Raw genomic sequence first — 26,253 nt, forward strand, 5'->3', positions numbered from 1 at the left:
GTTCAACTACCATACATTTTTAATAAAAAAACAATGAAAAAGATCATAGCTATTATTTTCTTCGCCCTGGTATGTACCAGAGTGGCCTTTGCTGGAAGCAATACACGTATATCGGGAACAGTCCTGAATGCAAAAGACTCCACATTAAATGTGACAATGATAATTTGTGACGCATTTAAGTTATCAGATACCGAAACAGAATCTCAAATCAAGACGACAACTGGAAAATTTGACTTCAGATTTTACATCAATAAGCCAACAGCTATTAGATTACGTATTAATAATAAACTTGTCTTTTTTCCAGGCGTGTATGAGATATTGGTAGAGCCAGGTGATGATATTCATATTTCTATCCCGGAAATGAAGAAAGCCGGGTATTTCGGCTTTGGCATCACAAATTTGGATCTGTCGGGAAGAGGCAGTGAAAAATTGATTTTCACTAAAAACATGGTAGATGCAATGTTAAAAATATTTGCAACAGATATTAAATATAAAGACCAATCTCTAGCCTATAAATACGAAACTTCAGATCGAAAGTTAAATGCTATTGACTCTATATATTACAATTATAAAGGAAAGGTCGCTCCCAAAGCAAAAGATATCATCAGGGCGCAATTGTATGATGCGGTGTTAGATATGCTTTTTGTCAGTTCAACAAAAAGTGAAAGTGACTCACTAAGATTATTATTTAGCAAATATATTCTGGCTAAAAAGCGAATGGATGTCTTTTTTAAAGACGATGTAATTTATTATTATGGTAGGCTCGTTTTGCCTAATTATATTTTATTGGCAGAATTTGAGAATCCTGTTTACACTGGAGGCGAGCAATTCAGACTTAATAAAAGGTTGAATTTGGCAAAGATAGCGCTAAAACATGTGAAAAATAATGCTATTGTGCGGGATTACTTATTGTCTAATTTAACTTATGCTTTGGTGGAGGAGCAATATGACAGTCCCGACGTACAAGCTTTGTATAAATTATACAAAGAAAAAGCAGATGCCGGTAATCCTTTTTTTAACCAGGTAGTATTAAGTTTTGAGCAGACTCAAAAGAATTTAACACGTGGCGTTCCTTTTTACAACTTTTCATTACCCGATCCCACAGGAAAGATACACCGCTTAGCGGACTTTAAAGGGAAAGTCCTGGTTTTTGATTTTTGGTTTAATGGCTGTTTCGGGTGTAAAAGTATGGCCTCGGTAATAGAAGAATTAGAAAGAGAATATGAAGGAGAAAAAGTACAGTTCTTATCGGTAGGCACTGATAAAAAGGCTGATTGGTTAAATGGAATTGGGAAATTTTGCAGTAAGAACTCCTTGCAATTGTATACCGAGGAACAGGGTTTTAAGCATCCCTTTATTAAACACCTGAACTTTTCTGCCTATCCGCGTTTAATTGTTGTAGATAAAGACGGTAAAATGGTAGGTACGCCTCCAAATCCGCTGCTAGATAAGCAAAGTTTTAAAAAATTTATAAATAAATACCTATAATAATGAAAAAGATCATAGCAGCTATATTATTTGCCCTGTTGTTTATCGTAGAAGGCATTGCACAGGGGAGCACAAGAATATCCGGAACCATTCTTAATGCCAAGGGTTCAGTATTGAAAATTGAAGTTTCTATTTTTGGATTTAAAGAGAAACAAAGTCATGAATTCTCAACTAATACCGGAAAATTTGAATTCAAATTTGATATAGATAAACCCACAGCAATTGGTGTACATATCAACAATAAATATGTCGTTATGCCTGGTGTTTGGAATATCATGCTGGAACCTAACGACGATATCCATATTTCTGTTCCAGAAATGAAATCTGCCGGACATTTTGGTTTCGGGATTATGAATGTAGAGTTTTCCGGGAGGGGGAGTGAGAAACTGAACCTGTTAAAAAGTGCGGTTGGTTCGATTTTACAACTTTCCAACTTAGCTCCCCCACTTGGCAAGCAATCATTAACCTATAGATATGAGCTTGCAGACCGGAAACTAAATATAGTTGATTCTGTTTTCTCAAATTACAAAGGCAAGACCTCTCAAATATCCAAGGACATGTTTAAGGTTCAGTTATACGATAATATTCTCGACAATGTGATGTTGGGTTCATTGCGAAGCGAAAATGACTCTGTAAAGTTCCTGTTTGAAAAATACATAGTAGAAAAAAAGCGAATGAACACCTTTTTTAAAGATGATGTTATATACTATGATGGAGGAAAAATTGTGTCTGATTACATCATTTTGTCCGAATTCAGAAATCCAGCATACGTTGGGGGGGATGCTTTTAAAACACGAAATAAAATCAGTTTGGCTAAAATGGAGATAAAATATCTTAAAGAAAAGCCTGTTGTAAGAGACTATCTGCTTTCTTCACAAACATATGATTATATCAGATCGAAATCGGATGATCCGAATGTCAAAGAGTTATATCAGTTATATGTTGATAACGTAGATCCTAATAATCCATTCTATAGCAAAGTCAAAAATGCTTATGAATATGTGCAAAAGAATTTGACGGCAGGCACTCCTTTTTTCAAATTCTCTTTGCCAGATCCCAAGGGAAAGACTTACCAGCTTGCCGATTTTAAAGGGAAAGTGCTGGTGTTAGATTTTTGGTTCAATGGTTGTTCAGGATGCAAGCAAATGGTACCATTAATAGAAGAATTAGAAAAAGAGTATGAAGGTAAAGATATTCAGTTCATATCTGTAAACGTTGATAAAAAAGACACTTGGTTAGACGGTATTGGCAAATATTCTAGCAAAAATTCTCTGCAATTGTATACTGAAGAGCAAGAAAGTAATCATCCCTTTATTAAGCATTTAAATTTCTCTGCCTATCCTCGTTTGGTTATTGTAGATAAAAATGGGAATATGGCAGGTACACCTCCGGATCCGCGCAGTGATAAAGCAGGTTTTAAAAAATATATTGAGAAGTATCTGTAGTTAAAAGGAACATTCAGTGTGCTGGAAAAGTTAAGTGCGGGCAAGGCTTTCCAGCTCATTGAAAAAAGTCGTCTGGATTTACCCATGAACACGCTGGTGGAAATTTTTCTGCCTTTGCGTGGGCATGGGCCGATCTGGGTTTTAATTTTTCACATTATAATATTAAATCAGTTATCTCGACGGCTTTTTTAGATCTAAATTTACTAATTTTCATGTTATAATGTGAATTTTGTTTGTTTATTTGTTTGTTTGGTGTATTTTTATACAAAAATCACACTATAATGTTAAATTCTATTTCGGAATCGATTAAAAGGCGTAGAAAGGAACTTAAGTTGTCACAGACTTATGTTGCAGATATTGCTGGAATAAATTTGAATACCATTTCCAGAATTGAACGTGGTGAGGCCAATCCTACGGTAGAAGTTTTAGAGAAGATTGCGGATGTGCTGGGCTTGGTTTTGAAATTGGAAGTTAAGGGTTTGAATACAAATGAGAGCAGGTAAAGTATTTCTGAATAAAAGGTTTGCCGGTATCATTACTGAAGAAAACAGGAAGTTATACATTTTTAAGTATGATGCTGATTATTATAACGATACAACTGCACCTGCAGTAAGCTTAACTTTGCCAAAAGCAAACAAAGAATACCGATCTGATCATTTGTTCCCTTTCTTTTACAACATGCTTGCCGAAGGGGTAAATAAAGAATTGCAAAGCAGACAATTGAGAATTGACAAAGACGATGCTTTTGGATTGCTGCTAGCTACAACAGGTAACGATACAATTGGTGCAGTTACCGTTAAACCGATACCACAAAATGAGCTTACTAGAGATAAATAATTGCCCCGGAACATTGGCCGAAGGATTTGATACGTATAGTGGGCTGGCTTTGCGCAGGGTTTTTTATGGAAAAAAAGTAAGTCATGTATTGCCGTATATGGCGCCCGATAAAGAAGGGAAAGATACTGAGCATTTTATTGAAAACCGCAAAAGGATCTCTATTTCTGGTGTTCAGGAAAAGATGTCGTTATTACTGGAAAAAAATAAATTGCGATTAACTGAAGAAGGGGAGCAGGGGACTTATATTTTAAAACCTATACCCAGGGATGTTAAACAAACCAGCCAGGTACCAGCCAATGAGCACCTGACCATGCAAATTGCCAGGCAGGTATATAAGATAAGCACTGCCGAGAATGCGCTCGTCTTTTTTGAAGATGGCACACCTGCTTATATTACTTTAAGGTTTGACATTAACCCATCAGGTGGTAAATACAGGAAAGAAGATTTTGCAAGCCTGGCCGGAAAATCGAACGATACGGATGGGCCAGATTTTAAATATCATTATAGTTATGAGCAGCTTGCCGCACTAATAAAGCAATACGTGCCCACCTGGAAGGTAGAAATGGAAAAGTTTTTTAGGCTGGTGGTGTTTAATTATCTTTTTTCTAATGGGGATGCGCACTTAAAGAACTTTGCGCTGCTGGAAACCCCATCGGGCGATTTTGTATTGAGCCCTGCTTATGATTTGCTGAATACAAGGATTCATGTTGACGATCCGAATTTTGCATTGGACAGCGGACTTTTTGCAGATGGCTTTAAATCATGGAAATGGAAAAAAAACAATGCACCATCTTCGCTGGATTTTATTGAATTTGGTAAACGTATTGGTATTCGGGAGAATAGAATTGAAATGCTGCTGGCTCCGTTTTTAGAGCGGCAGCCATTGGTTGAAGATTTGGTTAGCAGGTCGTATCTGAAAGACGAAACAAAAAAAGCTTACCTTCTTTATTATAATAGAAAAAGGAACCTTTTGAAATGAAATAAGGGCATTTTTATTGGAGATGGGAAGCGATTATACCTTTGCTGATAACCAATACAAGCTAGAAGTTGGTGGGCAGGAATTTCACTTGTAAGAGAAGAAAAGGTTGTACTGGATGACATCATTACACATAGCCTGCCGCTCAGCGAGGTTGCACAGGGGTATAAACTCTTCGATGAAAAAGAGGATAACTGTGTAAAAGTTGTTTTAAAACCTTAATAACCTTCACGTAACCCCACTCAGCTGGCACGTGCTTTTTTAAGGATATTGCTGATCACTTCGTCCAGCTGATTGGCTGAAATTATTAAATAGTTTGACAGTTCTTTTATCGATGAACTGGCTTTATCATCATCATTTAAGATCTGTGTTAGGCTCATGATCTTGGCTAAGGGTGCTCTTACCTCATGAGCCTGGATCCAGGAAATGTCGCGCAGGAGTTTATTTTGAGCTTCTATTGCTTTAATTTGATTTATCCGCTCTGTGATGTCCTGCATTGAACCGATCATCCGTACCGGGTTGCCATCACTGTTAAATTGGATGAAAGATCTGTCCAACACCGATTTATATTGTCCGTTTGCGCATCGGAAGCGATATTCTACCTGTAACCTTGATTTTCGTTGCTGGAGGAGTTGCTCAAACTGTTTAAATACTTTTTCCAGGTCATCAGGATGAACCTGGCTTTGCCACCATTCAAAACCACACGAATTCAGGTTATGACCAAAAATACCCTTGATGCCCTGGTTCCATTCGATCTGACCAGTTTGCATGTTCCAGTCCCAGATGGCATCGCTGGTAGCCTTCGAAACTATATTAAAACGTTTGATGCTTTCTTCAGTTCTGAGTTCATTTTCTATGCGACCGGTGATGTCTCTCGAGTTCACTACAATGCCGCCTATAGCAGTATCATCTGTCATGTTGGTGGCGATGGTCTCAATCCACTGATATTGGCCTTTCGAATTTTTAAACCGGAAAGGGGGCAGCTTCACCTGTTTTTTTGTTTTTAAGGTTGTAAACTGTCGAAAGGCTTTTATCCGGTCTTCCGGATGGATGTTGGCAAAGGCATTTTTCCCTATGAGGTCGGCAGCTTTTATGCCCAATATGGGCATGATGGTAGGGCTTATATATTGATAATTCCCGCTTTGATCTAATATGGCAATGAGGTCAGACCCATCCTGTACCAGCGCTTTGAACCGTTGTTCGCTTTTTGCGAGCGCAAGTTCGGCATTTAAACGTTCAGTTTGATCTATGACCATGACCAGGCGGGCATTTTTCCCATCAAAAAACACCGAGTTCCCTTCAACATGTACAAAAATAAGCTCACCATTTTTTTTTCGGTGCCTTACTGCAGCAGAATTAAAAAGCCCTTTAATGATTCTGGTATTCAAGATATCCTTTAATTCTTTAAGGTCTTCAGGGGGTCTTATGTCTTCAATCGTCATGTTCAAAAATTCATCTCTGCTATAACCATAATGCTTTATAGCCGCCTCATTAACATTTAAGAAATACAGTGTTTCCTGGTCATAAACCCATTGCGGCAATGGGCTCAGGTTAAAAAGGTCAATATACTTTTGCTTTTCATTTTTGAGTTGTTCTTCAGCTCGTTTGCGTTTGGTGATGTCTTTAAAGTAAACAGACAGTCCTTCGCCTGAAGGAAATGCAGCTACTTCCACCCAAATGTCTTTTGGTGGGAAATATTCCTGAAAACGTACGGCAACATTTTTTGCAACGGCTTTGTGGTATTCGGAATAGAACTTTAGCGGAATGGCATCTTTATACTCTTCCCAAAGGTTCTTCCCAATGATTTCATTTCTTGGCCTAAGTAACAGCTTTTCAGCTTCGTTGTTCCAATAAGTTACAGTCCAGTTGCTGTCTACCTCAAAAAAAGCATCCGTAAAGCTTTCCAGGATATTGGCAATTCTTTTCTGGTAATTTTGGAGTTGCGTTTCAAAGTTCAATTTTTCAGGATTATCCTTGCCAGATTGTATATTCTGCTGAGGTTCGTTCATCTGTGTTGGAATTTGAGGTGTTAATAGGTTAATGTAGCCGCTCACTTTAATACATCCTTACCCTGATGCCATCCGGCAATTGGTTTTTAGTAATTGATCCTTCCATTTGATGTTTTTATTAAATAGTAACATCTAAAATACCGTATTGTTTGGTAATATGAGTTACCGGTATCTTTCTGAACCGATTATTGAATAAATTTGTAAAAAACAAATCAGACAATGGATTCGATACAGATTAGAAAAGCTACAGCCAGGGATTTACGTACAGTTCAGCTCATTGGCAGAGAAACATTCTTTGAAACATTTGCCGACAGCAATACCGAAGATGACATGAACAAGTATTTAGAAGACAGTTTTAATGATGGTAAGGTATCTGCTGAATTGAGTAATCCAGATTCATTGTTTTATATTGCCTGGGCAGATGAAACCCCTGTTGGCTACCTAAAAGTAAACACTGGGGCAGCACAAACAGAGCAGCAGGATAAAAAAGCGCTTGAAATTGAGCGTATTTATGTAAAGGGCAGCCATCATGGCAAAAAAGTTGGTCAGCTGCTTTATGAAAAAGCTTTAGAAGTAGCCCAACAGCAGCATAATTCCTACCTATGGCTGGGCGTTTGGGAAAAAAATCCAAGGGCCATAAGATTTTATGAAAAGAATGGATTTATAGCATTTGACAAGCATATATTCAAGATGGGCAATGATGCGCAGGTTGATATTATGATGAAGAAGGAATTATAATCTACCAAGCCATTGGAATAACAAATATGAACTAAATGCTGGGAATAGCATTTTGCAGAAACCTTCTCAAAAGCCTTTTACAATCTTGCATACACTGAATAAAAATAGTCAAAGCTATGTTTTTGGGATTGGAGACAGAGATAGTGGTTACCTGAAATATGGGAAGCCGCTGTAAAATTTGCCGGAACAAGTGATCCTGTTCCAGTTTTAAGCAGGGGTGTTGTTAAAGCGAAAAGGGTAACAACCAGAAGATAGAATTATGTAGAAGAATTTTTTATACCAGAGACTAAAGATGCTGCCGAGTTAAAAAAGCGCAACCGCTTTTTTCGTAGCTTTATAGCCAACTTATCAATGAAGCGGGATTTGCTAAAAACCTTTAATTATTTTTGTCCAACAGGAAGTACTGATGTCGAACTATAGTGAAAAAACTGACAAAGAGTTGATTGCATTATTGAAAGATAATAATCATAACGCTTTTAAGGAAATCTACAATCGCTATAACGGGCTTTTGTTTGCATACGCTTATAAGAGATTACAGATAGAAGATGAAGCAAAGGATGTGATCCAGGAAGTTTTTATCGGACTCTGGGAAAACCGCGCTGATTTTATTCTAAAAACTTATCTATCCGGGTTTTTATATAAATCTGTTCTGAACAAAATATTGAATATATGGAAGCACAAACGTGTAATCCGGCATCATGTACTTAGTCAGTCATTAGAAGTAGATGTAGATTCAAAAGAGACTGATTTTCTGATTCGGGAAAAGGATATCCTTGCTTTAGTGGAAAAGGAAATTGCGGCTATGCCACCCAGGATGCGTGAAATTTATGAGTTGAAGTACCGGCAGTACATGTCGGTGAAACAGATTGCAAAGGACTTGAACATTTCTGAAAATACTGTGGCTACTCAACTCCAGCGTGCTGCTGTTCATTTGAAAAATAAACTGGGCGTGATGGTTTTTGCAATTTATATGCTGCAGAGGTGATTTTAAACCTGTTAATCGTCGTTTTTTTTAATATTTATTTTTTTGAAAAAAAAGTTAAATGCTTGTGGTTGATTGCTCGGGCTGAGTTGTCTATGTGGCATAAAATTGTAAAATATTAACAACTGACAGGCCGTATGGATAAAAGCCAAATTAACGAGTTACTGGATAAGCTGGCTGCGGGCAGCTTTACTGCGGTTGAAGAGCGGCAGGCTCTTAATTATATTCATAAATTTAATTCTGATGGCCCCACCGGGCTAAAAGATGAAGATTTTGCTAAGGCCGAATTGGACATGTGGCAAGTGATTGATCGGAAAAGCAGACCTTATCATTTTAAGCTGTTTAAACGTTTTGCTGCCGCCGCTGCAATTATATTGATATTTGGAGGCGGTTTTTACTTTCACAATCGTAAAAACTCAGATTCAGCAAAGCTTGTTTCCTACACAAAAGATATTCCTGCCGGTAAAGATGGTGCTACTTTAACCTTAGGAAACGGGAAAAAGATAGTTATTTCTGAGGCGTCTGTTGGGATGTTGGTTGATGACCCGGATATCAACATTATCAAAACTGCCGATGGGATGATTGTTTATAAAGTGAAGCCATCCGGCCGAACTGTTACAGCATACAATACTTTAGAGACAAGCAATGGTGAACAGAGTAAGATCATTCTGCCTGACAACTCTAAAGTTTTCCTGAATGCAGGATCTTCGCTAAGCTATCCGGCATCTTTTTCTTATTTAACTGAAAGGCGGGTAGAGCTCTCCGGAGAGGCTTACTTCGAGATTTCGAAAGATAAAAAACATCCCTTTATAGTCAGAACCAGGAATCAGGATGTTAAAGTGCTGGGTACTCATTTTAACATAAACAGTTATAGCAACGAGCATACAACAAAAACCACCTTATTAGAAGGAAGTGTGCTCATAGACAATAAATATGTACTTAAACCTGGGGAGCTTGCCATTAATGATAATGGTAAGTTGGATGTTATGCCAGCAGACATAGATTTAGAACTGGCCTGGAAGAATAATGATTTTTATTTTAGGGAAACAGCTATGGAGCGTGTGATGAAACAAATTGAGAGGTGGTATGACATCAAGGTCGAATATGCTGATCCCCGCCTAAAATCTATATCTATTAATGGTCTTATATCCCGGTCTAAGTCACTTTCAATTGTGCTGGAAAGATTAGGTGCGGCTGGGCAAATGCGTTTTAAAATAAATGGGCGTAACGTAACCGCGCTGCCGCGATAAAAATAAATCAACCCGAGAACTATATAATAAACCTAAACCAAACCAAAATGAGAAGACATTTACGACAGAAAAGTTAAAAGCAAAGTAAGGCCGTTGAAAAAGAGCCGAAAAGTGCTGTCAACACTTTCCGGCGAGTTTGAGCGACCGTCCCGAATATTCGGGAGAACAAATGATGTAGTCAACAACAAGTATCAACTCAAACCAATCAAAAGTATGGAAATATATGCTTTTAACCAAGGTATGTCACGCCTGTGGCTGCCGCAAAAACTATTGTTAATTATGAAACTAGTCATAATTATATTCATCGCTTCTCTAATGCAGGTTTCTGCTGCGGGCTTTGCACAGAAGGTGTCATTAAGCGAAAAGAGCGCTTCATTGGAATCTGTTTTCAAAAAAATACGAACTCAGACCGGGTATGATTTCGTTTACGATTCAAAATTAATCAACACAAATAAAACGGTTAGTCTGAATTTAAGAAATGTAGATCTGGAAAACGCTTTATCCAGAATTCTGGATGGACAAGGACTTACTTTCGAAATTAAGGATAAGGTGATCGTTTTATCTAAAAGAACACCTTCATTCGTAGATCAGCTGGTGTCTAAATTCAATTTTATTGAGGTTTCAGGAAGGGTATTAGATGAAACCGGAAAGCCATTGCCCGGCGCTACCGTTAAGGTGAAAGGCAAGAACATCAGTGCCGTAACAGATAAGAATGGTCGTTTTTTTATCTCTGGGGCTGCTGTAGATGATATCTTGGTGATTTCATATGTTGGTTACTTAAGTACGGAAACTGTCGTGAAATCTATACAGGAAGCTGATCTTTCTATAAAATTAAAACTGATCTCCAGCAACTTGGAAGAGGTAGCAATTGTAAACACAGGATATCAGAAAATACAACAGATAAAAATGACCGGATCTGTAACAACAATAGGGAGTGCTGAACTCGACAAAAGAAACAGCACCAATATCATGCAAAACCTGGAAGGGCTTGTGCCGGGACTGGTACAAACCCGCTTGCGCACAACCATCAGGGGTTTAAGTACTTTCGATGATACGATGCGCGGAATTCTGTATGTTGTAGATGGATTGCCCATTGAAGGCAATATCAATCAAATTAATCCCTATGATATCGAGAGTGTGAGCGTATTAAAAGATGCTGCTGCTGCTGCAATTTATGGTGCCAGGGCGTCAAATGGTGTAATTGTAATCACTACAAAGCGAGCTAAGGAAGTTGGCAAAACAGCGATAGAAGTTTCCGGCAACATCAGCATCACACAAAAACCAGACTACAGTTATCAAAATTGGATGAGCCCTGCCCAGCAGGTAGATTATGAGAGTGACTACTATAAATGGTGGTTTGGCGGTGGCGGAAACGGCGGGCCTGTAGTTGCAAATCCAATTGGGGATTTCGAAAATAGAATAGCCTCATCAACTTTTATTACCCCCATTGCCTACGCCTATTATCAGCAGAAAAAAGGGACAATTAACCAAACTCAGCTTGACGCAGTATTGAATGACCTGAAGAAGAATGATTTTCTTGCTCAATATAAAGATAACGCGATTCAAACCGGGTTAACACAGCAGTATAATTTTGCCATAAGGACCAATAATGGTAAAAATCAAAACAGCCTGGTTGTCAATTATACTACCTTTAATAATGGCGGAAATAATTTAGCCCTGATAAATTCTTTTACTAAAACCCTCAATTTATTTTACAAAGGCTCTTATAATGTAGGAAAGTGGTTAGATCTGGATTATGGTGTAAATAGCGTGATTGGTAAGATCAGGGCACACAATAGTGAATTTGCCAATGATCCAAGCAATGTGCCGGCTTATTATAAACTACTGAATGATGACGGCACAAGGGCGTATTACTATACCGGTCGTTTTAATGGTTACAATGCGATTAATAACGAAACCAGCTCAGCCCTGGCTTCATTTAAGTTCAACCACCTTGATGAGCTGGAACGTGATTTTAATAACAACTCTACATTAAACACGAGGTATTATGTGAATTTGAACCTTAAACCCTTGCAGGGCCTGACCATATCACCTATGTTCCAGGTTGAGGATGGCCGCAGTACTTCCTCTACTTATTCAGAGGCCGAGAGTTATACGATGCGAATTCTCCAGAATGTGTATACAAGCCGTACAGGCACCGCTGGAAATTATGTTTATACCAACCTTTTACCAAAAGGCGGTAAAATGATGACTGCGCAATATAAAAGCACCAATTACACGGCCCGGGCACAGGCCAATTACAACAGGGAATTTGGTAAACACGGTGTAATCGCCTTAATCGGAACAGAATTCCGCCAAACACTTACAAATGCAGGCACCAAAGGTATTTTATTAGGTTTTGATGATCAGCTGCAAACCCAATCTACCAATCAGGTAAATTTTGGTACACTGTATAACATTAACAATGGCGCAATGTGGGATGCTAATTATCCTACACGTCAATATCATTTCGGGCAGATTTCAAGTATGGCCTTAGACCCACGTGAAACCAAACATCGTTATGGCTCGGGATATGCAAATGTTACCTATACCTATGATAGAAAATACAACCTGTTTGGTTCGGCCAGGAAGGATTATGCTGACCTGTTTGGTGGAGATGAAAAATATCGTGGAAGGCCGCTATGGTCTGTAGGGGCTTCATGGATTGCTTCCAATGAGGATTTCGTTAAAGATATAAAGCTAATCAATTACCTGAAAGTCAGAGGTTCTTACGGATTAACTGGAAACATCAAAAATGTAACTGCATTTCTGGCGGCTACTACAGGAATAAACCCGGTAACACAATTGCCAAATGCCAGCGTATCTAATCCACCTAACCCTCAGCTAAGGTGGGAAAAGACTGCTACTACAAATATTGGAGTAGATTTTGCTATGTTGGATAACCGTTTAAGAGGAGCGATAGATTGGTACAGACGATTAGGTACAGATTTGTTTGCCAATAAACGGCTTGATCCATCAGAAGGGTTCATTTCCATGACCATAAATAACGCCAGTATGGTTAATAAGGGACTTGAATTGAGTTTAGGATATGACTGGTTTAGACCAACATCCAGGAACGGATTTGAATGGTCCTCAAATTTAACAGGGTCTTTGAATAACAACAAGGTAATCAGTGTAGACGAACTGACCCGAAACCCTTTCACCTTAGCCGCAGGAGGATCCTTCAAAGTAGGCTATCCGGTTGCCTCTATTTTTGCGTTTAAATTTGCCGGATTAAGCGCTACCGGTGTTCCTCAGTTTTACAATGCTGCGGGACAACCCACAACAGCCTCGCTTGGACCGAATGACGCGGATGCTATAGTTTACATGGGAAATGAAGACCCAAAATATAACCTTGCAGTCAATAATGATTTTAGTTACAAAGGTTTTAGTCTTAGCGTTTTTGCAATTTATCAGGGTGGAAATTACTTTAGGGCAAGGCAAGTACCTATTGGATATCCTGGACCTAGCTACAATCAGACACCTTCTTACGTGTTAAACGGATGGTCGCCAACGAATACCAATACAGATGTGCCTGCCAGTGGTCAGTTTTACCAGGTTCCATTGAATAACCAATACTATTACGCTGATAACCTGGTGCGAAGCGCGGATTTTTTCAAGATCAGGAACATCGTTATGGGCTATATGCTTCCACGCGAAATCGCATCGAAAATTAAAGCCGCAAACCTGAGGCTACGTTTGCAGATAGACAATCCGAATATTGTATGGTATAAGCAAAAGGATATCCGTATAGATGCTGAAACCAGCGGTGCAAGGATTCCTACTTCGTTTGTTTTTGGTCTGAATGCTAATTTTTAATGATGATGAACATGAAAAAAATATTATCCTTTGCAGCCATTATCATCCTGACATTAGTGTTTGGATGTGCAAAATATACAGATATCACGCCCAAAGGGCAGAATTTACTCAACCGTGCCAGTGACTTGGATTTGCTGATGAACGTCAATTTTTCCGGACCGGCCTACGATTACTTAAGGCAGACTATGCTGATTAACGACAATTATCTTCTGGCGGATAATGTACCAAATGTAATTTCCGGGGTTCAGAGTGTAAATAAAATTTTGCTGACTTATGACGAGACAGGCGATAGGGCAGGTCTGACTGCAACTGATTCGAGATATGAAGGGATTTATGCTACCATTTCTAAAGTGGCAAATATTGTGATTACCATGGGCGATCAGGCAAGCGGCGATGCCCAATTGATTAAACAGCTGAAAGCAGAAGCTTATATTTTAAGGGCATTTTTACATTACCGTTTGGTAAACATTTATGCCAAAGCCTATGACCCCGCAACAGCTGCAACTGATGGTGGTATACCTTACGTAAAAGATATTGTTTTTGATAAGGTCAATGACAAGAAGACTGTAAAAGAAGTATACGACAATTTATTAGCGGACCTGGATGCGGGAATTTCTGCTGAAGGGCTGCTTAGTACTCCTAAGAACAGTATGCGTATTGGAAAAGGTTTTGCTTATGGTGTGAAAGCACAGGTACTTTTATCTATGAGAAACTATCCGGCTGCACTGGAGGCCGTAAACGAAGCTTTGAAATACAATAGCACCCTGGAAGATCACCGTCCGTTATTGGCCATCAATCCCATTTCGGCCCGGACACTTAGCCGGGTGGGAATTAGTGCTGCCGATAATATATTTTATGCATTTGGTAATAGTTTCGACCCTTCTATCCTAACTGCGTCTCCGGAGGTATTGACAAATTATGAAGCTGGAAATATCATCAAAGATAGGACGGAAACCTATAATTACCTTTATGGACAATTGTATGTAGGTTTAAATAACAGCCCTGCCTGGCTGGCAATTAATTACCAGGGTAACTCTGCCGGTATGACCGTTTCGGATTTAATTTTAATGAAAGCCGAATGCCTTATCCGGACCAATAAAATCAACGAAGGAATGGATGAGGTAAACAAAATCAGGATCCGTCGCATCGATCCTGCCAATTACGTTACGCTTTCCGCTACAACGGAAGCACAGGCAATGGGCTATCTGCAAAAGACCTCGCGAATTGAATTTATTTTTACGATCAGGAACTTTATCAACATCAAAAGGTGGAACAGGGAGGGCAAATACCAGCAAACCATTACCAGGACAGTTAGTGGCAAAACCTATACTTTAATGCCCGATTCCAAATTGTACATATTCCCTTTTCCACAAAGTGCTACACAATTTAACGAAACATTAAGCCAAAACTATTAATGCTCCAAAATAGAGACACCATAAATAACAATATAAAATAAAAGTCATGAAAAATAAAATTGGAAAAATACTTATAATATCGCTTTGTATTTGCTTAGGTATTAATAATGCAAGCGGTCAAAGTTCAAATAAACTAACGATTGGCGATACTGCCCCTGCCTTAAAATATTCAAAATGGATCAAAGGAAAGCCTCTAAAATCCTTTGATGGCGACCAGCTTTACATCCTGGAGTTTTGGGCAACCTGGTGTGGGCCTTGTAAGGCAGCTATGCCCCATATTACCAAACTTCAGGAGGAATACAAAGATAAAGCAACATTTATTGGTGTCGGTGTATGGGAAAAAGTTGCTAAAGATAAACCTTACGAGAGTTCGTTGCCTGCCGTTGTTAAGTATGTAAAGGGGAATGATGCAAATATGGGCTATTCTGTAATTGCTGATAACAACGAGCAGCATATGGGTAACAATTGGTTAAAGGCTGCAGGCGAAAATGGTATTCCATCAACTTTTATAATTAAGGATAATAAAGTCATGTGGATTGGTAGTCCTGCTGAACTTGATACCATTATACCAAAAATAATTTCAGGTAAGTACGATATGCAAGCTTTTAAAGCATCTTTTGAAAAAAGGGCAAATGCAGGTAGAGATCAATCTGCAAAAATAACGGCTGTACTAAAGCCAATTGAAGATGCAATAAAAGCAAAAGATTTCAAAAAAGCATTTGAATTGATGGAAAGAGGAAAGACTGATTTGCCTCAAATGAAAAATTCATTCGATTTGATGAAGTTCAGCATATTGCTTGACAATTTTAGTCTTAAGGACGTGCAAGAGTTTGCTTCAAAATGGGATTATCCCAGTGCTGCATCTATGTATTTAGAGCAAATATATAAAAGAGACAACTTGTCCAAAGAAACCTATCTATGGGTTGTAAAAAACTTTGGTAGTACAGAAAAGGTGACAAATCCTCTAATATTTGATGCCTTAGCAACTTGTTATGCTAAAGCCGGCGATTTTGCAAATGCGGCAATACATCAGGAAAAGGCACTGGAACTTGCAAAAAAAGCTTTAAAGGAAGGTACGATGGTTGGTTCGGTAATGGATTATACTGTTAAAGAATACGAAACTAAGTTAAAGGAGTATAGTACTAAAATTAATTAACGCTAAATACCTTTTTGTATTCTCGTAAATTTACAATTGTTAAGCCCTTGGATATTATCCAGGGGCTTTTTGTATATAAGCTAAGCTGTCTTAGGAGGAACTGCTGGTCAATTATTTTCAAGATCCACGGGAGCAAAACGGCAACGGAAATGGCGAACAAGGAGCTGGTGGCGGCGAGCGGGGATCATCAACCTCGGAATATGACCAGCAAGACGACTCAAACTCCTATCAAGAATCGGATATTGACGATGAAGAAGGTGAGGATGATCTGAACGATAGTAAAGAAGCCGAGGATTATGATGAGCAGTTTTGTTTGTCAATTAAAAACATTAAGTTCACGTTAATGTTTAACTGTAGTATAGTTTTATAAAAGATCAAAAACAATCATCCCATGAAGCAATCAGATCTTTCTGAACAGAAGTTCAATGCCATTTTTACTTATGCCCCCCTGGGCCTTGCCGAAATTAAAGAGGATGGCAGAATAACAATGCTAAATTTAGCTGGCCAAACTTTGTTACATCCTGTGTGTGAGTTCTATGAGCTGGATACCGAAAACCTCTATCCCATTCTTGATAAGATCTTCCCGGGCATGACAGAGCGGATTAAGAGTTACAGGGAACCTGGCGGCCAGATCATTTACAACGAATTGCACAAGTTTAAACTGCCCCCTCCGAATGACCAGGTAGAGAAGCATATCCAGTTCAGCGTTAGTAAAATGTTTGAGGACTGCATTATTGTAGGCTTTGACGACCAGACTGCTAAATACCAGGAAGAAAAGGCCATGCAGCAGGTTAAGCTGGACAATGCCGTAGCACAGGGTAAGTTCGAAATCGCTTCGGAGGTATTGCACGATATTGGCAACGCCGTGGTAGGCTTTGGCTCGTATTTAACACGCATTAACCGTGCTATGGAACTGGATAATGTAAAAAACCTGGAAAACACGGCACTGTTTTTAAAAAGCCAGCAAGATGCGCTGGCCACAGCCCTGGGCGAACAGAAGGCCGGTGCTTTGCTAAATCTCATAGAGGGGATTGCCAAGTCGGAAAAAGATAGTCAGGCAGAAATACGCCGCGCAGTTACCGAACAGCTGAGTATAGTGAGCCATATCCAGGAAATACTGAACATACAACGCCATTATATAACAGGCAGGGGCACGCCTGAGCGCAAACCGGTTAGTTTAAAAGAGATCATCCACGATTGCCAGTCTATGCTGTTTGCCTCCTATGATAAAAAAGGGATTGCCTTTAGCATAAATGCGCCAGCAGAGGTGCCATTGATTAAAGGCGATCGTACCAAGCTGATGCAGGTAATTTTAAACCTGCTAAAAAACAGTATCGAAGCCATCGATTTAGATGCCCCGAAAAAGAACATTTCTATTGAACTGCTTCCTAAAGATGAATTGTTGGAACTGACAATAATGGACAGCGGGAAGGGCTTTGATGCTGCTACCGCCACCCATATTTTTGAAAGGGGCTTTACCACAAAAAACACAGGTACAGGCCTTGGACTCTACAATTGCAAATCCATCATAGAAAGCCATGCCGGCTCTATTGAGGTGAGTAGCAATGGCCCCGGCCTTGGCGCAACAACCCTGATCAGGTTTAGCTATTAGTATTTAAAATCCATCCCTAATCTACTTAATTATGAACCAAGTAAATACCGCTGTATTGGTAATTGACGATGAAGAACTGGTACGCGATAACATTGAAGAGATACTTACACCCCGAAAGGCAGACCTTGCCGATAGCGGCATTACTGCAGCTGCCAGCATTTTGTTTGATACGCCCCAGGAAATCCTGACCCCACGTGCAAGTCAGATTCCTGTTTTTACGGTAAAAAAAGCCGCTAACGGGATGGAAGGTGTTGAAATGGTAAAAAAAGCAATTAAGGCAGGAAAGCCCTATGCCGTCATTTTCCTGGACATCCGTATGCCAGGCTGGGACGGACTTGAAACCGCTATGCAGATCCGTAAATACGACAGCAAGGCCGAGATTATCTTCATTACTGCTTATAGTGACCAGTCTGTAGAAGATATAGTAGATAAAGCTGGCCAAAATGTAGGCTACCATTGCAAGCCTTACGCCGCTGAAGAAATTACATTGCTGGCTACAAAAGCCATCACAGATTACGACCGCCTTCGCAATCTCGAAAAACTAATTGAATCCATATCCTCAATCGGTTTAAGCGAGCGGCAGTTGAATTCCCTGCTCAAAAACATCCTTGAACAGCTGGCCATCTCTGTAGGTACCGATATGGCCCTTCTAGGTAAATTAAATGATGATTTCAGCTACGAAAAAATCCTTTCTATCGGGGCAATCGAAGCAAGGATTAACCTTGATGAACTGATCAACAGGGTAAAAAAAATCAGCATTGCGGCCGATGAAGTGGTTCAACTCGAGGAGCTGGTTCTTGCCCGCATGGACAGTTATTCAGTTTTTGCAGTACTGCAAAAACAGGAGAAACTAAAAACCGAAAAAATGTACCTGCTTAAACTATTTGTGCAAAATGCAGCCCAGGCCATTCGCAACGCAGAACTGACGGAACAACTTATCCAGAAAGAAAAGCTTTCTATTGTAGGTAAAGCCATTGGCATGGTGATGCACGATCTCCGTTCGCCCATCAAAAACATGAAAATGATTACCAGTATGATGATGGAAGAAAACAAGGAACCGGAGTGGACGCACCTGCTGGACGAATGTGCACTCGAAGCATCAGAGATATTTGATGATTTCCTGGACTTTATCAAAGAAAAGCCGGTTCAAAAGGCGCCGGTTAATTTACAGCGCCTGATTGAATCTGCGGTGTACATGGCTGTCCGTACTGATAAGCAGCACATATCCATACAGCGGTCAGTTCCTTCAGAACTGCTTGTACCATTGGATGAACGAAAAATAAAACGGGCCCTGCTAAACCTCATTAATAATGCTATTACGGCTCTGGAAGCTAAAAAGGTAAAAGAACCCGCCATCCAGATCAGCGCCAGCCTTGATGATAAAAGCAACCAGGTACAAATCACTGTAGCAGACAATGGGCCCGGTATCCCATCAGAAATCATCAGTACCCTTTTTGATCCTTTTATAACCACCGATGCCGTTAATGGTACCGGACTAGGGCTGGCCATAGTTAAACAATGCGTTGTTGCCCATGGGGGAAGCATTAGTGTTACCAACCATAACGGCGCAGTTTTCAGTATCCTTTTACCCTTTGAACAAAATAGCGAAACCAGTTAATTTATACCAACCCAAGTGTATGTGAGATGCCAATGCGGGTATTTGGAATTTTATTTTGTTTCAGGCGTTTTTAGGGTGATGTACGAAATGATATTTGTATCACTGTCCAGATGCTTACCTAACAAAACCTTTCATTCACGTAAGATATTGGCCTGTTCGCGTAAAAGATTTGCAACACTACACCACAACAACTAGGTTTGCGGCTATAACAGCATGAACTATGTTTGCCCCTCCTGAAAATGGATGTTTTCAGTATCCCTCATACTGTTAAATGATACATGCCCTGCAATCCTCTATTATTGCGGGGCATTGTTTTTTCATTCGCACACCAAACCAGCTGATTGTCAGCTTTCGGTGTGTGGTTTATAATTCGAACTTATCTAAGATGGTTAAAGAGAAGTTGTTCTCTTTGGGCGTTTTAAATAAGGGAACAAAAAAAAGGAGGAAAGGAATGCATGTTTACCCCTTCAGCGAGCTCTACGCAGTAAAATGATTTCTATGGTTAAACCAAATTTTAAATCAAAAAAAGTCATGAGCAATAGATTGACCCCAACCATCCCACGACTTTAATAACACCATATATTTTTTACTAACTAGCCGACTCATCATATGCCAATGAATTTGATAGTTCACGGTAGGCGTTGGTTTCCTTTTGCAATTGCTCTGCCACCTGCTCTGCGGTAGCAACAGCATCAGCCCCTGCGAGGAAACGCCTGGGTGGATTAGATGCATCCACAATAGTAATTAATGCCTGGGCAAGTTTAGCTGGGTCACCTGTCTGCTGACCATTTGCACCCTTCCAAAACTCCAGTTGCTGTTTCCTGCCTTCGTCGTAATCGTCAATCGTGTTTTCTGTATACTTTGTAGATTCTTCCGTAAGCAATTCAGTCCGGAAAAAACCGGGGTTAACAATGGTTGTCTCGATGCCGAATTGTTCCACCTCAGTTTGCAATGATTGCATCCAGCCTTCGAGACCGAATTTTGAGGCAGAGTAAGCGGAGCAGAATGTGTAGCCCGTTAGTCCTGCAGTCGATGATATGGTTATAATTTGCCCTGAGCGTTGTTTGCGCATAACAGGTAAAACCGCTTTTGTTACTTTCATTGGCCCGAATAAGCTGGTTGCCAACTGGTCTTCAACTTCTTCCATAGAAAGCTCTTCAAAATAACCGGCATTGAAATTTGCAGCGTTATTTACCAGCACGTCAATCTTACCAAACTTGCTCACCCCAGTCTGAACTGCGGCTTCCGCATCTGCCACATTGGTAATATCAAGCTTCACAACTAATAGGTTCTTATGATCGCCAATCGCTTTAAGGACCTTTTCAGGATTACGTCCGGTAGCGATAACACGGTGTCCCGCATCAAGTGCCGCTTTAGCTATATCAGTTCCCATACCGCGCCCTGCGCCGGTAATGAGCCATACTTTATCTGTCATAATTTAAGATTTAAAAGGTATAATCAATTGAACTCATGTGAGCTTCTCCCATACGATCTCCATACACAGGGAATTTTGAAAGGCAAGTTTCTATCTCCTGAACATCTTCTTTACTCATTTCAATTTCTTGTGCTCCAAGATTCTCCAATAAGTGTGATTGGTAACGGGTACCAGGAATAGGAACAATGTTTGGGCTTTTGGCCAGCAACCATGCGAGGGCTATCTGTGCAGGTGTAGCGTTCTTTTTGGCCGCATAACCCTTTAGCCATTCGATGATTGGCATATTCAATGGCATAAATTCCTTTGAGAAACGCGGGAACCCAGCCCTGAAATCTGTTTTTTCGTCATACTTCGTATTCGTATCATACTTTCCGGTAAGAAAGCCAGCGCCTATGGGTGACCATGGCACGAAGCCGATACCAAGTTCCTCACAGGTATCAAGCACTCCGTTCAGCTCCACATTACGTGTCCACAACGAATACTCAGATTGGACTGCCGATACAGGTTGAACTGCATGTGCTCGACGGATGGTCTTTGCACTAGCTTCGGACAATCCGAAATGTAAGACTTTTCCCTGGTGAATCAGTTCCTTTATCGTCCCTGCCACTTCTTCTATCGGTACATTTGGATCGACACGGTGCTGATAGTATAGATCAATATGGTCTGTGCGCAAGCGTTTCAATGATTCCTCCAGCACTTTTTTTATATGGGCAGGGCGGCTATCCAGTGCAACCGTGCCATCGATAGCGAAACCAAACTTGGTAGCGATCTTCACCTTATCACGGAACGGCTGTAATGCCTCTCCAACAAGTGTTTCGTCCAGATAAGGGCCATACACTTCCGCGGTATCAAAAAACGTAACGCCACTTTCAAATGCTTTACGGATTGTTGCAATTGATTGTTGGTGATCTGCAGGCGGATTATAGTTGCCAGTCATATTCATACAACCAAGCCCAATTTCAGAGACCTCCAATGTTCCCAGTTTTCTTGTTTTCATTTTATTTTCCACTTTGTTAGTTTTTTCAGATGAGCTTATTGATCCAAAAGAATACAATGGCGCAGCCATCAGGCCAGCACCTGCTAAGGTTGTCATTGCCAAAAAATCCCGACGGTTGATTGCTTGCTGATCTTTCATAACACAAAGATCGCCATAACTAAATTTCTGAAATAAAGAAATACAAATGGAAAAGTATAATTATCAAAGATGGGCTGCCCGGACTGTTTTAGGAACCTGCCCGGTCTTCTTCTTGAAAAAGTTATTGAAATAGGTTGGATATTCGAAACCCAGAGCGTATGCGATTTCAGCTATACTCCAATCGGTGTGCTGCAACAGCGCTTTTGCCTCGCTAATAATCCGGTCAGCAATATGGATGCTTGTTGGCTTCCCGGTGATTTCCTTCACGGCGCTGTTCAGGTAATTCACATGCACGGAAAGAGCCTCAGCGTAATCCTGGGCTGTCCGCAGCGCTAAAGGCTGACCCATATTTTCAATCGGGAATTGCCGTTCCAACAACTCCAGGAATACCGAAGCTATGCGAACCGCCGCATTCTTCTGTGAAGGACTGTTATCTGAAGGCTGTAATTTCAAGGCCTCATGAATGATCAAACCGATGTAATTGCGGATTAATTCATCTTTATAAGCATAGTCAGAGTCCTGTTCAGCAATCATTTTCTTAAAAATATCAGCAATTTCGGTCTTCTGCGTTTTGGTGATCTGGAATATCGGTGTTCCGCCAATCTTGAATAGTGGCGAATGCAATACACTTTCAGACCTTTCGCTTAACCTGAAAAATTCTTCTGTAAATAGGCAGGCATATCCATCAGTCTGGGAAATCACTTCACAGGAATATGGAATGCGTGGATTGCTAAAAAACAAAATAGTTTCCCCTGTTTCATAACTCTTATCAGCATAATGGAAGATGTATTTGCCGGTATTCAAACTGATCTTATAAAAGTCTTTCCGGTTATAGCTATGCCCATTGGGTGTATTCACATCCACCTCATAAACTTTAAATCCTTTGAGCTTCACTTCTGCACCGAATGCCGAAATAGCGGGTTCTGTATTTGCTGACATACTGCAAAGTTAAGAAAATCAAAGAATACACAGCTAACTAAACTGCCACGAGGGAGTTTTGATCCGAGTACGCTTTCTTATATAACCTATTATTATTCACACAACTGAATAAACGTTGTACAAGTTTATTCCTTACTGCGTTGATTACTTCCAGTTCATAACTTATATTTTGGGTTACCGTTAATTTATTTAAACACACTCAATACCTTACTAATGAGTCTTTACACTCGAATTTCTATTTGAAGCTTGTTTAAACAGCAGCCAGGAGCCTAAATCATAAAGTAGATCATTAATCTTGCCCGCAAGTTAGTTCGCCCCTGTCTGTGTTAACTTTTCAAATAAATGTCTGGAATATTTAAATCTTTGCAATCAATAACAGTGAAGAGGCATGAATCATGAATTAGATCTCTAATCTTGCCCGTAGGATAAGTCGCCTCTTCACTGTTATAGCTGTCTTAATCAGCACTTAAAAAAACTTATTTTGCACTTAACAAAATCTTATACAAACCTAAAGGCCCGTAGGGCAGAGAGGAGTAAAGCGCCAACCCTCACCGTCCTTCGGACACCTCTCCCGGAGGGAGAGGGAAATGCAAAATGCTACAGGTTAGTCTGTAATATTTCATTAAATAGACAAATCTGTCTATTTGTGTTCGTAGCTTTACCCTCATCAAAAAACTCAATCATGAAAAAACTGAGGGGACAAAACGTAACTGATAAAATCCTGGATACAGCAGAAAGGCTTTTTTACCATCAAGGATATAATTTAACGGGCATTAACCAGGTTATAGCCGAAGCAGATATTGCCAAAGCATCGCTTTATAAGCACTTTGAATCTAAGGCAGATCTGATGGTTGCTTATATCGAGCGCTTCAGAGGAGAATGGTTTGAAAACCTGCAAACCTGGGTAGATAAAGCTAAAGATCCTAAACAGAAATTACTGTCCATTTTTGACCATCTGAGTGAACGGCAGCAGTTCCGCGAATATAGAGGTTGTCCTTTTATAAAGGCAAATACCGAGGCGGGCCAGAGTGAACCCAGGGTACTGGCCGAAATACAGAGAATGAAACTGCAGCTGAAAAGCTTTATTGTAAAACTGGTTTCTGGCTCGGAGCATAAAAAGCTTTTATCCGATAAAGAACTCAGTGAAATGATATTTCTTTTGCTCGAAGGCGGTGTAACTGCAGCCGCTGTATTCAAAACGGCGGATGACCTGCAAGCTGCAAAGGGGATCATAGAAAAATTCCTGTAAGATGAAAACCCTTCAAAACAAATGGCTGGAACTGGTCATTGTGCTGTCAGCACCGTTACTCTCTGTAATCGATGTATTTATCATCAATATTGCTATTCCGGCAATTAAGGCAGGCGTTCATGCCACGGATGCAGAAGTTCAACTGGTTATAGCCGGTTACCTGCTGGGCTATGCAGCTTTCCTGATTACCGGTGGCAGGGCTGGCGATCATTTTGGGCGAAAAAAGGTATTTTTCTGGGGCATGTTTGCTTTTACGGTGACCTCTTGCCTGTGCGGCCTCTCTGTAACACCTTTGCAGTTGAACCTAACCCGGTTTCTGCAGGGCTTAAGTGCCTCTTTTATGGTGCCTCAAACCATTGCCTTCATTCAAATTTTGTTTACAGATAAACGCGAAAGGGCCAGGGCTGTTGGTCTGTTCGGTATTACTTTAGGCTTAGCTGCGGTAATTGGCCAGGTGCTGGGAGGTTATCTTTCTGATACCCATTGGGCAATTGCAGGCTGGCGGCTGATTTTCTTTATTAACCTGCCCATAGGTATATTTACTTTATGGGCCACTAAGCGATATGTTACCGAAACAACCGGCAACCTGGGCAGTAAGTTTGACTATGCCGGGGTGCTGATTTTAACGCTGGCTTTATTTAGCCTTATTTATCCATTAACCCAGGGGCGCGAAGCAGGATGGCCTTTATGGAGTATCCTGCTTATTGTATTTTCTATCCTGTTATTTGCGTATTTTATTTATGACCAGAAGGCTAAACTGGCGGCAGGTAAAACCCCGCTAATAGATGTGCGCCTGTTTGAGCTCAAAGATTTTAACATCGGTTTGTTTGCAGTATTGTTTCATTTTATGCTGCATACTTCTTATTTGCTGCTTAGTGCGGTTTACCTTCAGAAAGGACTTAGAATTTCTGCGCTGCATAGTGGCTTGTATTTTATTTTGCCCGGCATTATGTTTATTTTCTCTTCTATAGTTGCTTCAAAACTAATAGTGCGTTTTGGTAAGCGTGTTTTACAGGTAGGGGTAGTATTGCTTGCGCTGGCCTTTATATTACAAATGATACTATGGACCCCCGGGGTTCAAACCTGGATAATTATTTCGCTAATGGGGCTTTGGGGGCTGGGAAATGGATTGGTATTGCCTTCCCTTTTAAACATTGTGCTTCAACGTGTACCTGCAGCATATGCAGGCGCCGCTGCAGGAATCTATTCTACTTTCCAGCAAACGGCTTCGGCATTGGGCGTGAGCATTATAGGCGGAATATTCTTTACATTTTCAGCTCATGGCTGGCAGCAGGCTTTTCAGGCAGGCTTAACTGCCATATTGGTTTGTGTGTTAGGGGTAGGAATTCTACTTTCTATCTTACCCAAACACAAGCCCACCTAACCATTCTCTCTTTCACGCCAAACAGCGAGTATCCTGCTGCCGTATTCCACACCAAGCGTGGCCTCTGCCCCCGTAATCAATATCAGTAAGGTTGGCGGTTGCCAGAATGGTTGCGGTAGTAACCCCTTGTGCTGTGAATTAAACGCGTATTAATCCTTGGAAAACAGGTATTTAAACCGAAACTTAGTTTTTTTGAGCTTGTTATACATACCTAAACAATTCATACCATGGAAAATCAAGAGCAAAATCAACAACAGGGTAATCTGGAACAACCAGGTCAGGAACAGAATTCTGCAGGTCAGCAGCAACAGCCGCGAAATGGCGCTGGTGATAACGGTAACGGAGGTAACCATCCTGCCGGTGGGGCCGATCCACGGGAGCAAAACGGCAACGGAAATGGCGGGCAAGGAGCTGGTGGCGGCGAGCGGGGATCATCAACCTCGGAATATGACCAGCAAGACAACTCAAACTCCTATCAAGAATCGGATATAGACGATGAAAAAGGTGATGATGATCTGAACGATAGTAAAGAAGCCGAGGATTATGATGAGCAGTTGTAAATTTTTTTAAGGCTGATACGAGGTCAAGTCAGTATATTATTGACTTGACCTCGTATATTTTGCTGTAAGCCGCCCATCACTCATAAATGGCTGTTTTAATGCACGCTTAGACCTTTCCACGCTTCTGGTGCTTTTTTAAAACGAATAAAATATGGAAATCACAATTTATTTAAGAACGGGGAGGTAGCTAGGCTGCTTATGAAAGG

General features: G+C 40.4%; 20 protein-coding genes. 16 read left to right on the forward strand and 4 right to left on the reverse strand.

Going from position 1 to position 26,253, the window contains the following annotated elements; all coding sequences use genetic code 11:
• Nucleotides 1-33: 33 nt before the first annotated feature.
• The 5 genes from ABIE26_RS03865 (at nucleotide 34) to ABIE26_RS03885 (ending at nucleotide 4,749) form a co-directional block, all read left to right on the forward strand.
• Nucleotides 34-1,488, forward strand: a complete 1,455-nt coding sequence (locus ABIE26_RS03865) for a TlpA family protein disulfide reductase (protein WP_310139826.1) — start codon at nucleotides 34-36, stop codon at nucleotides 1,486-1,488.
• A gap of 2 nt (nucleotides 1,489-1,490) precedes the next feature.
• Entirely contained in the window at nucleotides 1,491-2,933 is a 1,443-nt protein-coding gene (locus ABIE26_RS03870; RefSeq protein ID WP_310139825.1) for a TlpA family protein disulfide reductase, read from the forward strand.
• 281 nt (nucleotides 2,934-3,214) lie between these two features.
• A complete protein-coding gene (locus tag ABIE26_RS03875) occupies nucleotides 3,215-3,436 on the forward strand; it encodes a helix-turn-helix domain-containing protein (RefSeq protein WP_310139822.1) in 222 nt (73 codons plus the stop codon).
• Nucleotides 3,423-3,770, forward strand: a complete 348-nt coding sequence (locus ABIE26_RS03880; RefSeq protein ID WP_310139819.1) for a HipA N-terminal domain-containing protein — start codon at nucleotides 3,423-3,425, stop codon at nucleotides 3,768-3,770. The genes ABIE26_RS03875 and ABIE26_RS03880 overlap by 14 nt, the downstream gene beginning before the upstream one ends.
• Nucleotides 3,748-4,749, forward strand: a complete 1,002-nt coding sequence (locus ABIE26_RS03885; protein ID WP_310139816.1) for a type II toxin-antitoxin system HipA family toxin — start codon at nucleotides 3,748-3,750, stop codon at nucleotides 4,747-4,749. Before ABIE26_RS03880 ends, ABIE26_RS03885 begins: the two co-directional genes overlap by 23 nt.
• A gap of 239 nt (nucleotides 4,750-4,988) precedes the next feature.
• Here ABIE26_RS03885 and ABIE26_RS03890 read toward each other — a convergent pair whose 3' ends face one another.
• Complete coding sequence (locus tag ABIE26_RS03890; RefSeq protein WP_310139812.1) at nucleotides 4,989-6,755, reverse strand: PAS domain S-box protein; 1,767 nt, start codon at nucleotides 6,753-6,755, stop codon at nucleotides 4,989-4,991.
• Nucleotides 6,756-6,974: 219 nt separating this feature from the next.
• Here ABIE26_RS03890 and ABIE26_RS03895 point away from each other — a divergent pair, with 219 nt between their 5' ends.
• The 8 genes from ABIE26_RS03895 to ABIE26_RS03930 all read left to right on the forward strand — a co-directional run bounded on the left by ABIE26_RS03895 (nucleotide 6,975) and on the right by ABIE26_RS03930 (nucleotide 19,345).
• Nucleotides 6,975-7,493, forward strand: coding sequence for a GNAT family N-acetyltransferase (locus ABIE26_RS03895; RefSeq protein WP_310139810.1), 519 nt, complete (start codon nucleotides 6,975-6,977; stop codon nucleotides 7,491-7,493).
• Between the two features lie 406 nt (nucleotides 7,494-7,899).
• Nucleotides 7,900-8,478, forward strand: coding sequence for an RNA polymerase sigma factor (locus ABIE26_RS03900; protein WP_310139807.1), 579 nt, complete (start codon nucleotides 7,900-7,902; stop codon nucleotides 8,476-8,478).
• 134 nt (nucleotides 8,479-8,612) lie between these two features.
• Nucleotides 8,613-9,725 carry a FecR family protein gene (locus tag ABIE26_RS03905; protein WP_310139804.1) on the forward strand — a complete coding sequence of 371 codons (1,113 nt, stop codon included), beginning with the start codon at nucleotides 8,613-8,615 and terminating at the stop codon, nucleotides 9,723-9,725.
• A 279-nt stretch (nucleotides 9,726-10,004) separates the two neighbouring features.
• Nucleotides 10,005-13,544: a SusC/RagA family TonB-linked outer membrane protein gene (locus tag ABIE26_RS03910; protein ID WP_310139801.1), complete on the forward strand. Its 3,540-nt coding sequence runs from the start codon at nucleotides 10,005-10,007 to the stop codon at nucleotides 13,542-13,544.
• Between the two features lie 11 nt (nucleotides 13,545-13,555).
• Entirely contained in the window at nucleotides 13,556-14,959 is a 1,404-nt protein-coding gene (locus tag ABIE26_RS03915) for a RagB/SusD family nutrient uptake outer membrane protein (RefSeq protein WP_310139798.1), read from the forward strand.
• A 46-nt stretch (nucleotides 14,960-15,005) separates the two neighbouring features.
• Nucleotides 15,006-16,115, forward strand: a complete 1,110-nt coding sequence (locus tag ABIE26_RS03920; protein WP_310139796.1) for a TlpA family protein disulfide reductase — start codon at nucleotides 15,006-15,008, stop codon at nucleotides 16,113-16,115.
• A 391-nt stretch (nucleotides 16,116-16,506) separates the two neighbouring features.
• Nucleotides 16,507-17,727 carry a sensor histidine kinase gene (locus tag ABIE26_RS03925; RefSeq protein WP_310139793.1) on the forward strand — a complete coding sequence of 407 codons (1,221 nt, stop codon included), beginning with the start codon at nucleotides 16,507-16,509 and terminating at the stop codon, nucleotides 17,725-17,727.
• 31 nt (nucleotides 17,728-17,758) lie between these two features.
• A complete protein-coding gene (locus ABIE26_RS03930; protein ID WP_310139790.1) occupies nucleotides 17,759-19,345 on the forward strand; it encodes an ATP-binding protein in 1,587 nt (528 codons plus the stop codon).
• 589 nt (nucleotides 19,346-19,934) lie between these two features.
• Here the strand turns inward: ABIE26_RS03930 and ABIE26_RS03935 are convergent.
• From ABIE26_RS03935 to ABIE26_RS03945, 3 genes are all read right to left on the reverse strand, one after another.
• Complete coding sequence (locus tag ABIE26_RS03935; RefSeq protein WP_310139788.1) at nucleotides 19,935-20,780, reverse strand: SDR family oxidoreductase; 846 nt, start codon at nucleotides 20,778-20,780, stop codon at nucleotides 19,935-19,937.
• 10 nt (nucleotides 20,781-20,790) lie between these two features.
• The gene (locus tag ABIE26_RS03940) at nucleotides 20,791-21,915 is read right to left on the reverse strand and encodes an aldo/keto reductase (protein ID WP_310139786.1); all 1,125 of its coding nucleotides are present in this window, start codon (nucleotides 21,913-21,915) and stop codon (nucleotides 20,791-20,793) included.
• Between the two features lie 63 nt (nucleotides 21,916-21,978).
• Complete coding sequence (locus ABIE26_RS03945; protein WP_310139785.1) at nucleotides 21,979-22,854, reverse strand: helix-turn-helix domain-containing protein; 876 nt, start codon at nucleotides 22,852-22,854, stop codon at nucleotides 21,979-21,981.
• A gap of 682 nt (nucleotides 22,855-23,536) precedes the next feature.
• On the opposite strand from ABIE26_RS03945, the gene ABIE26_RS03950 reads away from it, so the two are divergent.
• The 3 genes from ABIE26_RS03950 to ABIE26_RS03960 all read left to right on the forward strand — a co-directional run bounded on the left by ABIE26_RS03950 (nucleotide 23,537) and on the right by ABIE26_RS03960 (nucleotide 26,047).
• Nucleotides 23,537-24,103, forward strand: a complete 567-nt coding sequence (locus ABIE26_RS03950; protein WP_310139783.1) for a TetR/AcrR family transcriptional regulator — start codon at nucleotides 23,537-23,539, stop codon at nucleotides 24,101-24,103.
• A gap of 1 nt (nucleotide 24,104) precedes the next feature.
• Entirely contained in the window at nucleotides 24,105-25,487 is a 1,383-nt protein-coding gene (locus ABIE26_RS03955; RefSeq protein ID WP_310139782.1) for an MFS transporter, read from the forward strand.
• A 227-nt stretch (nucleotides 25,488-25,714) separates the two neighbouring features.
• On the forward strand, nucleotides 25,715-26,047 hold the full coding sequence (locus ABIE26_RS03960) for a hypothetical protein (RefSeq protein ID WP_310139780.1): 333 nt from the start codon (nucleotides 25,715-25,717) through the stop codon (nucleotides 26,045-26,047).
• Nucleotides 26,048-26,253 lie beyond the last annotated feature (206 nt).

Origin of the sequence: Pedobacter africanus (genome assembly GCF_040548825.1) — a bacterium.
Classification (GTDB): domain Bacteria; phylum Bacteroidota; class Bacteroidia; order Sphingobacteriales; family Sphingobacteriaceae; genus Pedobacter; species Pedobacter africanus_A.